General features: G+C 52.9%; 11 protein-coding genes. 5 read left to right on the top strand and 6 right to left on the bottom strand.

Annotated elements, in window-relative coordinates:
- Positions 1-149 precede the first annotated feature (149 nt).
- Positions 150-1097 carry a D-2-hydroxyacid dehydrogenase gene (locus ACJJI3_RS13465; RefSeq protein WP_282934264.1) on the bottom strand — a complete coding sequence of 316 codons (948 nt, stop codon included), beginning with the start codon at positions 1095-1097 and terminating at the stop codon, positions 150-152.
- A 151-nt stretch (positions 1098-1248) separates the two neighbouring features.
- Here ACJJI3_RS13465 and ACJJI3_RS13460 point away from each other — a divergent pair, with 151 nt between their 5' ends.
- A complete protein-coding gene (locus tag ACJJI3_RS13460) occupies positions 1249-2151 on the top strand; it encodes an EamA family transporter (RefSeq protein WP_444926681.1) in 903 nt (300 codons plus the stop codon).
- A 10-nt stretch (positions 2152-2161) separates the two neighbouring features.
- On the opposite strand, the gene metG is transcribed toward ACJJI3_RS13460, so the two are convergent.
- Entirely contained in the window at positions 2162-4189 is a 2028-nt protein-coding gene (metG, locus tag ACJJI3_RS13455; RefSeq protein ID WP_282934262.1) for a methionine--tRNA ligase, read from the bottom strand.
- 211 nt (positions 4190-4400) lie between these two features.
- Here metG and apbC point away from each other — a divergent pair, with 211 nt between their 5' ends.
- On the top strand, positions 4401-5552 hold the full coding sequence (gene apbC, locus ACJJI3_RS13450) for an iron-sulfur cluster carrier protein ApbC (RefSeq protein WP_444914753.1): 1152 nt from the start codon (positions 4401-4403) through the stop codon (positions 5550-5552).
- Between the two features lie 592 nt (positions 5553-6144).
- Positions 6145-6537: a hypothetical protein gene (locus tag ACJJI3_RS13445; RefSeq protein WP_282934259.1), complete on the top strand. Its 393-nt coding sequence runs from the start codon at positions 6145-6147 to the stop codon at positions 6535-6537.
- Positions 6538-6545: 8 nt separating this feature from the next.
- Here the strand turns inward: ACJJI3_RS13445 and trhO are convergent, their stop codons facing one another.
- Positions 6546-7547, bottom strand: coding sequence for an oxygen-dependent tRNA uridine(34) hydroxylase TrhO (trhO, locus tag ACJJI3_RS13440; protein WP_444892795.1), 1002 nt, complete (start codon positions 7545-7547; stop codon positions 6546-6548).
- A 197-nt stretch (positions 7548-7744) separates the two neighbouring features.
- On the opposite strand from trhO, the gene ACJJI3_RS13435 reads away from it, so the two are divergent.
- Positions 7745-8005 carry a hypothetical protein gene (locus ACJJI3_RS13435; RefSeq protein ID WP_108731798.1) on the top strand — a complete coding sequence of 87 codons (261 nt, stop codon included), beginning with the start codon at positions 7745-7747 and terminating at the stop codon, positions 8003-8005.
- A 203-nt stretch (positions 8006-8208) separates the two neighbouring features.
- On the top strand, positions 8209-8742 hold the full coding sequence (locus tag ACJJI3_RS13430) for a hypothetical protein (RefSeq protein ID WP_444934884.1): 534 nt from the start codon (positions 8209-8211) through the stop codon (positions 8740-8742).
- Between the two features lie 91 nt (positions 8743-8833).
- Here the strand turns inward: ACJJI3_RS13430 and ACJJI3_RS13425 are convergent, their stop codons facing one another.
- The 3 genes from ACJJI3_RS13425 to ydiJ all read right to left on the bottom strand — a co-directional run bounded on the left by ACJJI3_RS13425 (position 8834) and on the right by ydiJ (position 13592).
- Entirely contained in the window at positions 8834-9238 is a 405-nt protein-coding gene (locus ACJJI3_RS13425; protein ID WP_238152122.1) for a 3D domain-containing protein, read from the bottom strand.
- Between the two features lie 506 nt (positions 9239-9744).
- The gene (locus tag ACJJI3_RS13420; RefSeq protein WP_444934885.1) at positions 9745-10482 is read right to left on the bottom strand and encodes a tetratricopeptide repeat protein; all 738 of its coding nucleotides are present in this window, start codon (positions 10480-10482) and stop codon (positions 9745-9747) included.
- A gap of 74 nt (positions 10483-10556) precedes the next feature.
- On the bottom strand, positions 10557-13592 hold the full coding sequence (gene ydiJ, locus ACJJI3_RS13415; protein ID WP_444940026.1) for a D-2-hydroxyglutarate dehydrogenase YdiJ: 3036 nt from the start codon (positions 13590-13592) through the stop codon (positions 10557-10559).
- Positions 13593-13727 lie beyond the last annotated feature (135 nt).

The raw sequence follows: 13727 nt of genomic DNA, 5'->3' as shown, positions 1-13727 counted from the left end.
TCTCTGCTACTGATCTTGGACTAAGGCTGGCAGCTGTTCGGGCCCGGTCGTAGTTTCAAACGGCAAAAGCCGGCCTGAGTTCACAGAGGGGATTAGTCCTCGGACCGGCAGATGCCTGAGATGGCTTGGGTTAGATAAAAGCGAGTTGTTTATGGATGGCTGGTACTCTCACTTTTCCAGGTTTCAATATTCTCTACGACCCCGTTGAGTAGGCGCTGGCGTGATTCACGGCTGATCCAGGCGTTGTGGGGGGTGATAATCAAATTGGGGATATCTCTGTCCAATAGTGGGTGACTGGCGGGTGGGGGCTCCTGGCTGAGGACATCCAGCGCCGCCCCCCCAAGGTGTCCACTGCGCAAAGCATCCGCCAGTGCCTGTTCATTTACCAGCCCGCCCCGAGCCGTATTGACCAGGAGTGCGCCGGGTTTCATCGCGGCGATGAATTGCTCGTCTACCAGCTGATCGGTTTCTTCTGTGAGCGGGCAGTGCAGACTGATGACATCGGACTCTGCACACAATTGTTGCAGTGGCGTCCTGCCTTCAGCGGGTGTGCCGCTAAATGATTCAGCCACCAGTACCCGCATGTCCAGGGCTTCCCCCAGTTTTGCCACCTTCTGCCCGAGGGCACCAAAGCCAATGATACCGAGTGTTTTTCCTGCGAGTTCAACCACTGGGTGATCGAGCAGGCAAAAAATTGTAGATTGGCTCCAGCGTCCGGCAAAAACATCGTTGTGATAGCGGTGCCACTTGGAAGCAAGAGCCAGGATCAGGGCAAGAGTGTGCTGTGGTACAGAAGCCCCCGCATAACCTTTAACGTTGTACACCGGAATATTTAATTCCTGTGCGGCGGCGAGATCGATGTTATTTGTACCGGTTGCACAAACACAAATCATTTTTAATTTGCTGGCCTGCTCCAATAATGTGCGGCTTATTATGACTTTATTGGTTATTACCACCTCGGCCTCGGCGATTCGCTCCGCGACTTTTTCGGCGGGAGTCGTTTCATAGAAGTCCCACTGGTCTAGACTATTTGTTAGGGCCGAGGTATCCAGCTCCTCAAGCTTCATTGTCAAAGTGTCCAGAAATACGCCGCGCATGACATCTCCTCGATAGATTTGCAGTGTGGTGGACATGCTACGGCAGTGAAGAGGGAATGCAAAACTTTGCTGGCCAGCGGCCTTAACTGCGCATATTCGTGGCTACGGTTGGTTTGTCGGGGCCTTTCTGTCGCAATTGAAGAGGGCCTCTATGGGAATATCGTTTACCGCTGCCAGTCTTGTTTTAATTTCTGCATTTCTACACGCGGGTTGGAATTTACTGGGGAAGTCCCGCACACCAACTCCCGCCTTTTTTTGTATCGCGACTCTCAGTGTTGGAATTTTTCTTTTACCGCTAAATTTTTGGTTGCTATATCAGGTTGATTCACTCCCGCGAGGTTTTTGGATCCTCCTTATCGGTAGTGGTTTTTTTCAAATGATTTATATGGGGGGCTTATCCCTCGCCTACCAGCGAGCCAATATGGGATTGGTCTATCCCGTTGCTCGAGCATTGCCGGTATTGCTGGTTGCACTGGCAACGGTATTGTTGGGGCAATCGTTGCCTCCACTCGCCTGGGTGGGAATGCTGTTGGTGACAATTGGCTGCCTGCTGGTACCGCTGGTGTATTTCCGCGAGTGGCACTGGAGAGCTTATTGGCGCGCGGACTGCGCCTGGGCGCTGGTAGCAGCCATTGGCACTGTGGGCTATTCACTGGCGGATAAAGGGGCGCTGATTTACCTGGGAGATGCTGCGGGAGGCACTATCCCTGCGCTTGTTCTGGCCTACAGCTATTTGGGGATGCAGTTTCTCGCCTGTGGTGTATGGCTGCTTCTGGGGTGCTTGGGTCAGAGTGGCACTGCGCCATTGATCCAAAGTTTTCGGGATTTGAAGGTCGGGGCTCTGACCGGTGCCATGATGGGAGCGACTTACGGCCTGGTACTGCTGGCGATGACAATGACTGAAAATGTGAGTTATGTAGTCGCCCTAAGGCAGTTGAGTATTCCCCTGGGCGTGGGCTTGGCGGTCTGGTTACTCAAGGAGCCGGCACACAGGCCCCAGCTGCTGGGAGTGGGGCTGGTGTGTGCCGGCTTGATTGCAGTTTCCCTGCGTTAGCGCAGGGAAATTACATTACGCGCATACCGGGTTTGGCGCCCTCGTGGGGCTCCAGTATCCACAGGTCCTTACCTCCGGGACCTGCTGCCAGAACCATACCCTCACTGACACCAAAGCGCATTTTACGCGGCGCCAGGTTAGCGACCATAACGGTGTGCTTACCTTCCAGGTCTTCAGGGGCGTAGGCGCTTTTAATACCGGCAAATACCTGGCGGGTTTCGCCGCCCAGGTCCAGGGTTAAGCGCAGCAGTTTACCGGCGCCTTCAACATGCTCAGCTTTGGCGATCAGGGCGATCCTCAAGTCTACTTTGGCGAAGTCATCAAACTGGATTTCCTCAGCAATGGGGTCCTCCGCCAGAGGGCCGGTAGCAGCTTTGGTTTCCGCTTGTAGCTGGGCCAGGGATTCCGCAGCCGCATCCATAACTGCATCTACCTGGGTTTTCTCCACCCGTTGCAGCAGCGGCTTGAACTTCTTGATTTCGTGATCTGTCAGCGGTTTGGTTGCGCTGTTCCAATCCAGCTCACTGTTGAGGAACTCCGCCGCTTTTTGTGCAGTGTTGGGCAATACCGGGGCGAGCCAGGTGATCAGGGCGCGGAACATATTCACACCCTGGGAGCAAATAGCCAGAACCTCAGCTTCGGTGCCCTCCTGCTTGGCCAGGGACCAGGGAGCCTTGTCGGCGATCCAGGCATTGGCGGCGTCGGCCAGAGCCATAATGTCGCGCATGGCGCGGGCGTATTCTCGCTGCTCGTAATACTCAGCAATTCGTGGAGCCGCCTCTACAAATTGGTTCCACAATTGTTCGTCGGCCAGTTCGCCGGCCAGCTTGCCACCGGACTTGCTGACAAACTTGGCGGTGCGAGAGGCGATATTGACTACTTTACCCACCAGGTCAGAGTTCACCTTGGCGATAAAATCGTCCAGGTTCAGATCCAGGTCATCGACGCCACCGGTCAGTTTGGCGGCGAAGTAGTAGCGCAAATACTCAGGGCTCAAGTGATCCAGGTAGTTGCGAGCATTGATAAAGGTGCCGCGGGACTTGGACATCTTCTTGCCGTTTACGGTAAGGAAGCCGTGTACGCAAACTTTGTTGGGGGTGCGGAAGTCCGCTGAGTCCAGCATGGCTGGCCAAAAGAGTGCGTGGAAGTTGACGATATCCTTGCCGATAAAATGGTAGACCTCGGCGTCGCTGTCTTTTTTCCAGTACTCCTGCCAGTCCAGCCCTTTGCTGTCGCAGTAGTTTTTGAGACTGGCCATATAGCCAATGGGAGCGTCGAGCCACACGTAGAAATATTTGCCCGGCGCATCGGGAATTTCGAAACCGAAGTAAGGGGCGTCGCGGGAAATATCCCACTCTTGCAGGCCCTCTTCCAGCCATTCGGCCAGCTTGTTGGCTACTTCATCCTGGAGAGTGCCGGAGCGGGTCCACTCGCGCAGGTATTCGGTGAATGCGGGCAGGGTAAAGAAGAAGTGCTCTGACTCCTTTTCTATCGGAGTGGCGCCGGAGATTGCTGATACCGGATCGATCAGTTCGGTAGGGCTGTAGGTGGCGCCACAGGCTTCACAGTTATCACCATACTGGTCGGGCGTGCTGCAGCGGGGGCAGGTTCCCTTGATATAGCGATCCGCCAGGAAAAGCTGTTTCTCTGGATCGAAAGCCTGGGTAATAGTGCGCGATGCGATGTGGCCGTTTTCGCTGAGGCGGCGGTAGATCATTGCCGACAGCTCGCGGTTTTCCTCTGAATGGGTGGAGTGGTAGTTGTCTACACCAATTAGGAAGTCGGCGAAGTCGCGCTCGTGTTCTGCCTGCATATTGGCGATATGCTGTTCCGGGGTCAGGCCCAGTTGTTCAGCCTTCAGCATAATTGCAGTGCCGTGAGCATCGTCGGCACAGATATACAGGCAGTTATTACCGCGCGCACGCTGGAAGCGGGCCCAAATATCGGTTTGGATATATTCGAGCACATGGCCCAGATGTAGGGAGCCATTGGCATAGGGCAGTGCGCTGGTGACGAGAATGTTGCGCGTATCGGACATCGGTTTTTCCATCGCTGTGGGGTTGCGGCCAGGGACTCACGGAGAGTGGGCCGAAGATCGTCAAAAGACCGCGGAATATAGCAGATTTGCACTATGTCGTGGAGGGATCAAGCTGGCTTATGTGAATCCTTGTTTGGCTGCTGTGGCTGGTGTTAGGCCGCGTCATCCGACACAATGCGAGCCAATCTAGAAGCGCTGAGAGGGAGATACCGTGAGCGATCATCATCACGATCATGACGAGCTGTCACAGGAAGTTCAGGCTGAACTGGAGCGACTGGCGGAGTGCCTCGGCCAGTTGCATGATCCTGCCAGTGGCTTGCCGCTGGATGATTTGGACGCAGAAATTGAAGTTGGGTATGAGGACGAAACTGTTTTCGCCGGGATTACCCTGGGATATCCGTGTGCGAGCCAGGAGGCAGATTGGCTCCAGCGGGTGGAGGAGAGCTGTCAGCCGCTGTTGAAAGCCGGGCCCCTCAAAGGCTCCAAGTTGCAGTTTGAGCTGTTCAGCGATATTCCCGCTACGCCGACTTCCGGGGCGCCGGAGACTTTGGCGAAGGTAAAAAACATTGTTGCTGTGGCGTCGGGCAAAGGCGGGGTTGGCAAGTCCACGACTGCGGTCAATCTGGCCCTGGCCCTGGCGGCGGAAGGTGCCCGGGTTGGTTTGTTGGATGCTGATATCTACGGCCCGAGCCTGCCCACCATGCTGGGAACTGAAGACCAGCGCCCGCATGTGAAAGAACAGAAATTCTTTGTGCCGGTAGAGGCCCATGGAATAGAGACAATGTCTCTGGGGTACCTGATGACCGAGGAGACCCCAGCGGTATGGCGCGGGCCTATGGCCAGCGGCGCGCTCAACCAGATTCTCAGTCAAACCCTGTGGGGGGAAAGTCGGGATGGGCTTGATTACCTGGTTGTGGATATGCCCCCGGGTACTGGGGATATTCAATTGACGCTGGCACAGAAAACTACCTTGGCCGGTGCGGTAATTGTAACTACCCCTCAAGACCTGGCACTAAAAGATGCCATTAAGGGCGTGGAGATGTTCCGCAAGGTATCGGTACCTGTGTTGGGTATTGTGGAAAATATGGCGCTGCATACTTGTTCCAAGTGTGGTCACAGCGAGCCAATTTTCGGTACCGGTGGCGGTGAGCGAATCGCTGCAGAGTACGATACCCATTTACTGGGTGAGCTTCCGCTGGCACAGAAAATCCGCGCCGATGTGGATAGCGGACAGCCCAGTGTTATTTCCGATCCAGATAGTGAAATTGCTGGTTTTTATTGCGAAATTGCCCGCAAGGCTGCTGCCCAGATCTGGTTAAACAGCAGTGATGACAGCGATATGCCGGAAATCGAAATAAGTTGAACCCATTCGCGATATTGATCACAAAGAAATAATTTTCTTTGTTTTTCTGTTTTTACCGGGCTCCAATATTTTTATATTGATGCAGCCCGGTGTCCCTCATTGAAGTAAGCCGTACTAGTTTGTTCCTTGTTTTATGGTACAGATTTCCTTTTAGCGATAGTCCATTTCTGTCGCGCCCTGGGTAAATTAGAAGTTTCAAAATATTTCACAGAATTACCTGGTAAAAAACAGGGGTATTTTGATCGTACTAGTTACTTATTGTTTTAAAAATCATAAAGCCGATATTTTTTTGCGATATAGACCGCTTATGATTTTTAGGTGGCAGTATTTGCAGGTTTTTTGTCGCTTATTAAATGCAGTTGGGGCTGAGGGTATTAAAACGGGTTTACAGGTGCAGTATTTTCGCCGACAAACGTCAAACCCTTTATACGGATGTTGGATTGCCGTTGAGATAGAAGTAAATATCAGGAGTGTACGAGAAAAAAGTCTGCCTTATTTCGCGTTTTCAATACAGGTAAGACAATAAAAAGAGGCATTGCGGAAGCTGTAGTCGATAAAAATAAAAAAGACAAGCGCACGGGTGCTGTTATCAATGAATTTTCATATTAGCTATCGGCCGGCGGGTGGAATAGCGCGTGTGCTTTTTTTTGGTCCGGTGGGGTATAAGGACAAAATAGAAGCCATTGCACTACTGGTGGAAAAGTATCGCCACCGAAAGCCCCTACGTGTACTACTCGACCTGCGTTATGCGCGCAGCAAAACCACACTGGAGGAGCACCAGAAATTTATTCACTTTATTGCTGAGAACCCTGTACTGCGACGGGCATTTATCGCGGTGTTACATCCGCGAGGGCGCTGGACCTGTCCGCTGCCCAGCCATGGCTCCTGCCTGTGCAGGCTCAGTTCTAGGGAGTTCGTTGTGGAGGCTGAGGCAGAGGCCTGGCTAGCCCAGATAAAGGTCGTACCTCAGCCTCTTGCTCTCTAGGGGAGGAGTTAGGCCTGCTGGTTGCGCGCCTGTTGGGCTTCAGCCTGGCGGCGGCGCTCCTCTCTCTTTTGCTCGCGGCGGGAGACGGTTTGCGCGCGGGCGTCCTGGCCAATGTGTACTTCACCGCGCTGTTTGGCCAGCTGAATTTGCTTTTCGCGCTCGCGGAAACGGGCTCGGTCAGCTTCAGGCACCTTGTCGTGGCAGTGCGGGCAGCTTACACCCTGCTCGAACAGGGGAGATTGCTGGTCTTCCTCAGTGATGGGCATGCGGCATGCATTGCATTGATCGTATTTGCCGCGTTCCAGGTTGTGGTTGACTGTCACCCGCTCATCGAAAACAAAGCACTCGCCTTCCCACAGGGATTCTTCTGCTGGGACTTCTTCCAGGTATTTCAAAATACCGCCGTGGAGGTGATATACCTCTTCAAAGCCCTGCTCTTTCATATAGGCTGTGGACTTCTCGCAGCGGATACCGCCGGTGCAGAACATGGCGACCTTCTTGTGCTTGGCCGGGTCCATATTCTCTTTTACGTACTGCGGGAACTCGCGGAAAGTTTCAGTTTCTGGGTTGATGGAATTCTTGAAAGTACCAACCTGGAATTCATAGTCATTGCGGGTGTCCACGACAACAACCTCTGGGTCGCTGATCAGGGCATTCCAGTCTTTGGGTTTGACATAGGTGCCGACGGTGCGCAGTGGATCAATGCCCTCTACACCCATGGTGACAATTTCTTTCTTTAGCTTCACTTTGCTGCGCAGGAAGGGCATTGCCTGGGTGATGGACTCTTTGTAGTCCAGGTTGGCGAGGCGCTCGTCTGACTTCAAATGGGCTAATACCGCGTCGATACCTTCGCGGGAGCCGGCTACAGTGCCATTGATGCCCTCTTGGGCCAACAGCAGGGTGCCGCGAACACTGTTTTCTTGCATCACCTCCAGCAGTGGGGCGCGAAGCGTTTCAAAGTTCTCAAGGGTAACGAACTTATACAGTGCACAGACAACAAATTGGTTCATGGTACTTCCTCAGTTGCGGGCCGGATCGCAAATCCGGAGCAGAAAAAATCGCCGCGCATTTTATCGCAAAAAAAGGAGCTTGTCGTACAGTAAGCAGGCGGTCCGCATCTGCAAGAAAAGGGATTTGTAGTTGACCGTCGGGCCGCAAGTTGTCAAAGTTCTGGCCGAAATTTCAAGGTCACAGCGAGGCGAATCCCATGGGCGAAGAGTTTGCACCGAAAGAGTCGGAGTTGAGCCAGATCTATCGGGAGGGCGAGGTTTCCGTCCAGATCGATATTTATGAAGATGGTGAGGGCGGCTGGCTGCTTGAAATCGTCGATGAACACAACAACTCAACCGTTTGGGAAGACGCGTTTGAGACTGAGCGGGAAGCGCTGGATGAAGCGCTCGATGCTCTTAAAGAGGAGGGGATCGCTACCTTTGTTGGGCCAGTTCAGGAAGCCGATGGCAGCTGGTAAGCCCTCTTCAGAATGAAACGGCTGACTGGCAATTCCCAGCGGGAGTTGTGGCAAAAGTCGGCTGACATTTGTTCAAACTGCTATGGTTAATGTGAGAAGGGAATCGCGACTGTGTAACAGCACACCCAATCACAGTGCCGCCGCGAGACAATGGTGGAATCCAGGTCTCCGGCGGTACTACCTAACCTGCGGTTACCCTCCCCATGAACCTGCGCTGCCTTATTCTGCTGGTGACTGTATTAAGTCCACTGGTATCCGCAGAGAGCATCCGCCTTTCCAATCGACAGCTGCTCACCACTGACCTAAAAGAAGCCCGACTTATCTCCGAATTGAGTGGCTATGCCATTGTTGCCGGGCGCCATTGTCTCGATTGCGACGAGAACCTGGCAATTTATATACAGAGAGTTGGCCGCGCCGATATGGGGATAAACCCAGAGAAAATTGGTATTGAGGCTGATCGCTATACCTATCCCGGCCGCTATCTAGATTACATGACCAAGAAACTGGTGGAAAAAACCCGCATGTTTTATGGGCTCTGTCACGAGGGGCAGCCATCGCTTTTATGGCTAACGGAATACAGGGAGGGTGAGCGCTGGGTAAAATCAGAATACTTAATATTAATTGGCGAGGATGGATTAAAACATCGCTATACCGAGAACCAGCAGCCGAGCTTGTTTTATATCGGAAATTCAAATTGTACAGAGCTAGAAGGGTTTTTAATGGAGATGGAACCCTGATTGCTTTTTGGTGGATTGGATATAAATTCTTTTAACAATAAAAAACCCCGCTGGAGGGCGGGGTCACAAGCTCTGTTGAAATTAGGTCTAATTACTTTACGGGTTCAAAAACAATCTTCAGTTTTTTCTTGCCCCAGGCGCGGGCTTTCTTAATGTCTTTCTCCATCCAAACATCGATTCGGTTAGTAAAACGCTTGTTCATACGGTCGCGCACGGTATAGGTGCCAGGCAGACCTTCAATTTTAACTTTGGCGCCGTTAGTCAGACCGTGTTTTTCCAGGTCACGGGATACGGCGATAATTTTGTCACCGGGGCGCAGGCGGTTGTTCCAAGCTGCTACCCAGGGATCACTGTCAGTTTGTCCGGGTACAGAGTTGTAAGCAGTTGCGTCAACAATCATGGTTTTCTTAAGTGCTGCTGAGGCATTAACGCTTACACCGATAGCGAGCAAGGCAGCAATAAAAAAGGCAGTATTTCGCAGAGTCTGTTTCATCATGTCCCATTACCTCCAGGTCATAAATGGTCACAAGCCAAGGGCTGCTTGTGAAATTTCCAAGTTTGTTTGGAAATCGTTGATCAATATTTAATCAACGCTGGCTATATTACCGGCGATTCCTGAGGTATCAACTTTTTCCTGCAAAGCGAGAAAAAGCCGTATGAATTGGCGGGTTATTTACAGAAAATAAAAAAATGGCTTAATTTTCAGATATAAAGAACAATAAAATTGCGCTGTATATATTTTGTACAGAAGGAAATGGCCGGATAGAACCCAGCTCCTTGGTAAATGGTTTCAAAAGAGAAAAATTGCGTGACAGCGATGTCATTCTAAAGAGTCGTGCTAGGAGTGGTGGAGGACATTGCTTAGCATGACTGGAACAGTAAAAAATTCCTTATAAATTATTTGTGACTTATTCTCCATATATTGCTGATATGACAAAAAACAGCAGGTTTTAGCGGAAAAACCGGTGCGTCACATTAAAAAGTGCAGGGAATCCCCAGTACTTACAGCGCGGTTTCGGGGTTTTCCAGTATCGGTTCCACCTGGCTGCGCAGTGCGGATAAGTAGTCACTGTCTTCCTGGAGGTCCGGCAGCTTGTGCTGCATGTCCAGCTTCACCGTTTTTTCCAACCAGATGATGGCTTCCTCCAGGTTTCCCTGCCATTCACAGACTTGCCCCAGGTTGAAATAGGTGATGGCAAGGTTCTGCCATTCCGCCTGTTCGCGCAGGCCTTGGATTGCACTCTTATATAGAAGGTAAGCCGAGCGTAAAAGATGAGCTCGCTGAGTGTGCTCTTTCTCCGTTGCTGCTTGCTGATGGTAAGTGTGTGCCATGGCCGACCGCACTCTTGCGGTGGACTGCGGTAGCACCGCGCCGGCATCCAGGTAATTGAGGACCGATTCGAACTGTGCGCGGGCAAGGGGGTAGAGGTCAGGTCGCGCTTGGGCGCTAAATGCATTGAGCACAATGCCGTAGCGGTAGCGCAGGGCCTGTTGTTGATCCGGATAGTCGGACAGTGAGGAGATGGCCTTTTCGTAAAGTGGCAGTGCGTCGGCGTAGTTGCCCGTGCGGGCGTAGGTTTCAGCCTCAGTAACCAATGCCAGGGAGTGTTGGGCCTGGGATAGATGGTGCCCTAATTGTTGTTTCCCGGAGTTTGAGCTTATGGATATTGCTGCTAGCAATACGGCGATGCCAAGCAGTGCGTAAAACAGCATGAGCAGGTTTGAGAGATGTTTGTGCATAGGCACTTCCCGCAGGCTACTTTGGGTGGACAGTAAGAGACCCGGAGATATGGGCCCCTTACGTCAGTAAATGCCTATTTATCCAGTTGTGCCAGTAGCCCCTGTAGCGGATGGCGCAAGGATACGCCTGCAAAGCGATTGGCCTGGCAACGACAGGAATAGCCGGTGGCCAACTGGTTTTCGCTACTGTTCAATCGGGGCGCCCAGGATTGCTGGAAAATGACTCGTGAGGTCTCTTTGTGATCTGCTTCGTGGCCATAGGTACCGGCCATACCGCAACAGCCGAGGCTTTCGGTAGCGAGTTCCAGGCCCAGGGCAGTGAAAACATTTTTCCAGTCTTTCACCGAGGCGGTGGCATTGGTTTGTTCACTGCAATGGGGTAGAAGCTGGAAGCTGGCGGGCTCTATGCGGTGGCGCTGTTGTTCCAGGTGCTCCCGCTGGGAAGCCAGCCATTCCTGTAACAACTGGACCTTGGGGGCCTCATCGCCCATCAGCTTTTTATATTCCGAGCGATAAGTCAGGGTCATTGAGGGGTCGATGCCCACAAGGGGTATACCGCTGGCGGCGAGGTCGTTAAGCATCTGGCTGTTTAATTCAGCGACCCTCTGGAACTGGCGCAGGAAACCGTGCACATGTAGGGGTTTGCCGTTGGCGCGGTAGGGCGCCAGCATGGGGACAAAATCGAGTTGCTTTAGCAAGCGCACGATGTCGGCAACCACTTGGGCATCGAAGTAACTGGTAAAAGCATCCTGCACTATCACCACTGCGCGACTGCGCTGTGCCGGACCCAGGGACTCCAGGCAGGCGGCACTGGCGACAGGCACACCCAGCTCCGCCATAGTCGCTTTCAAGGTTTTTTCCGATAACAGTGGGCTGTCCACCATGCCGAACAGGCGCTCCATCAGGAAGGAAACTGGCTTGAGTTTTAGTGGCCAGTTGTATAACTGAGGTAGCTTGGCCAGGTGTGGCATCAGGAATTCCAGCCCACCGACGGCGTAATCTTTTAGCGGACGCAAATAGCGGCTGTAGTAGAGTTCGAGGAATTTGCTGCGAAACTCCGGCACATCCACTTTTATCGGGCACTGACCTACACAGGATTTACACGCCAGACAGCCTTGCATCGCCTCGTTAACTTCGTGATTGAAATCGTACTCGCCACGGGTTTTTGCCAGGGAGTTGATAATGCGCTTGGGGAGTCCGACAAAAAAGGAGCGTTCCCGCAGGCGCTGGGCACTGGAGACCGCATCAACATTTTTTTCGCTGAGCAAACGCAGCCATTCGCGCATTAAAGAGGCGCGCCCTTTGGGAGAGTGAATACGGTTGCGAGTGGCCTTGTAGGAAGGGCACATGGCATCGTCGGGGTTCCAGTTAAAGCAAGCACCATTACCGTTGCAGTGCACACCTTCCTCATAGCCCTCCCAGACCTGGGCGGGAATTTGCCGGTCTCGCTCGCCTCGGGTGGATACTTCGTCAATTTTCAGCAGCTGGCTGTCATCACTGGGGGTAGCTATTTTCCCTGGATTGAGTTGGTTGCGAGGATCGAAGGCGGCTTTGATTTTTTGCAGCTCAGGGTAGAGCTCGCCAAAAAATTCCGGTGCGTATTCAGACCTGACACCTTTCCCATGCTCCCCCCACAAAAGGCCTTTATATTTCTGTGTGAGGGCGACCACCTGATCGGTAATCGGACGAATTTGTGCGGCTTGCTCGGGGTCTTTCATATCAATTGCCGGGCGCACGTGCAGCACGCCCGCATCGACATGGCCAAACATACCGTAGTCGAGATTGGCCTTATCTAATACCGCGCGGAACTCAGCGATAAAATCCGCCAGGTTTTCCGGTGGTACCGCCGTGTCCTCGACAAAGGGAATTGGGCGTTTTTCTCCCTGGGCATTCCCCAGTAAGCCCACGGCCCGTTTGCGCATGGCCCAGATTCGATTGACCTCGGCGTGGCCTCGGGCAATGGAATAACCGAAACTTTTACCTGCTTGGCCAATAGCTTCATCAATATGAGCAGTAAATTGGGCCAGTGCCTGCTCCAATTCCTCTTCGCTATCGGCGGCGTACTCGACTAAATTAATGCCCTTGACCGGGCGATCGTCCGCTGGGAAAAATTCACTGACGCTGTGCCAGACGATATCTTCCATCGCCAGCTGCAACACTTTGCTGTCCACTGTCTCGATAGACATGGGACCGGCCAGCATCAGGTCTTTGGCGTCGCGTAGCGCCTCTTGAAAATGGTCGTACTTTAAATTGACCAGAGCGACACATTTGGGGATTGGCAACAGGTTGAGTTTTGCCTCGGCGATAAAACCCAGGGTTCCCTCTGAGCCACAGAGAACACTATTGAGGTTAAAGCCTTTATCGTCGCGAATATGAGCCAGGTCGTAGCCGGTGAGGCAGCGGTTCAGCTTGGGAAACTTTGCTGTGATTAATTCTGCTTTTGCACGCGCGATAGAATCACAGACTTGGTGAACCTGTGAAGAGCGTTTATCCCCGACACTAACTTGTGCCAGCTCCTCATCGTCGATCGGGGCCGAGTGCCAAATCTCACCGCCCAATAATACGGTGTGTAACTCCAGCACGTGATCGCGGGTTTTGCCGTAGACACATGAACCCTGGCCCGAGGCATCGGTATTGATCATGCCGCCAATGGTGGCCCGGTTACTGGTGGAAAGCTCCGGAGCAAAAAAGAGGCCGTGGGGTTTGAGTGCTGCATTCAGTTGATCTTTGACCACTCCGGCCTGTACCCGGACCCAGCGCTTCTCAACATTGATTTCGAGGATCTGGTTCATATGGCGGGAGATATCCACAACCAGTCCATCGGTCAGGGACTGGCCGTTTGTACCGGTACCACCGCCACGGGGGGATAGCACTACCGAGTGAAACTCCTCCCTGTCAGCCAGCTCGGCGAGCAGCTGCAAGTCACGACTGTCACGGGGATAAACAACGGCCTGGGGGAGGACCTGGTATATCGAATTATCGGTAGCCAGGACCGTGCGGCTGGCATAACTGGGGGTGGTATCGCCACGGAAACCTGCGTCCTTCAGTTCCTGCAAGAACTGCAAATAGAGCGCCTGAACCTCGTCGACTTCGCGCAATGCTGGAATCATGAGCTAATCCGTACTTTCCGGGAGGTGTGGGCCGCATCGCAGACCGGGGACTGGCGATAAGAGTGCGCGCAGCGCTAAATCTCGGAATGAACGCGGCTTTGCATTGTAGCTTTGGTTTGCATTTGCGCAAGCCAC

It is taken from the genome of Microbulbifer maximicatervae (SeqCode) (genome assembly GCF_052466985.1).
This window is presented reverse-complemented; position numbering and strand designations above follow the sequence as displayed.

Bases quoted from the DNA above. Each gene is read 5' to 3' on its own strand.
- ACJJI3_RS13465 (WP_282934264.1), bottom strand. From the start codon at position 1,097: ATGCGCGGCGTATTTCTGGACACTTTGACAATGAAGCTTGAGGAGCTG.
- ACJJI3_RS13460 (WP_444926681.1), top strand. From the start codon at position 1,249: ATGGGAATATCGTTTACCGCTGCCAGTCTTGTTTTAATTTCTGCATTT.
- metG (WP_282934262.1), bottom strand. From the start codon at position 4,189: ATGTCCGATACGCGCAACATTCTCGTCACCAGCGCACTGCCCTATGCC.
- ACJJI3_RS13445 (WP_282934259.1), top strand. From the start codon at position 6,145: ATGAATTTTCATATTAGCTATCGGCCGGCGGGTGGAATAGCGCGTGTG.
- trhO (WP_444892795.1), bottom strand. From the start codon at position 7,547: ATGAACCAATTTGTTGTCTGTGCACTGTATAAGTTCGTTACCCTTGAG.
- ACJJI3_RS13435 (WP_108731798.1), top strand. From the start codon at position 7,745: ATGGGCGAAGAGTTTGCACCGAAAGAGTCGGAGTTGAGCCAGATCTAT.
- ACJJI3_RS13430 (WP_444934884.1), top strand. From the start codon at position 8,209: ATGAACCTGCGCTGCCTTATTCTGCTGGTGACTGTATTAAGTCCACTG.
- ACJJI3_RS13425 (WP_238152122.1), bottom strand. From the start codon at position 9,238: ATGATGAAACAGACTCTGCGAAATACTGCCTTTTTTATTGCTGCCTTG.
- ACJJI3_RS13420 (WP_444934885.1), bottom strand. From the start codon at position 10,482: ATGCACAAACATCTCTCAAACCTGCTCATGCTGTTTTACGCACTGCTT.
- ydiJ (WP_444940026.1), bottom strand. From the start codon at position 13,592: ATGATTCCAGCATTGCGCGAAGTCGACGAGGTTCAGGCGCTCTATTTG.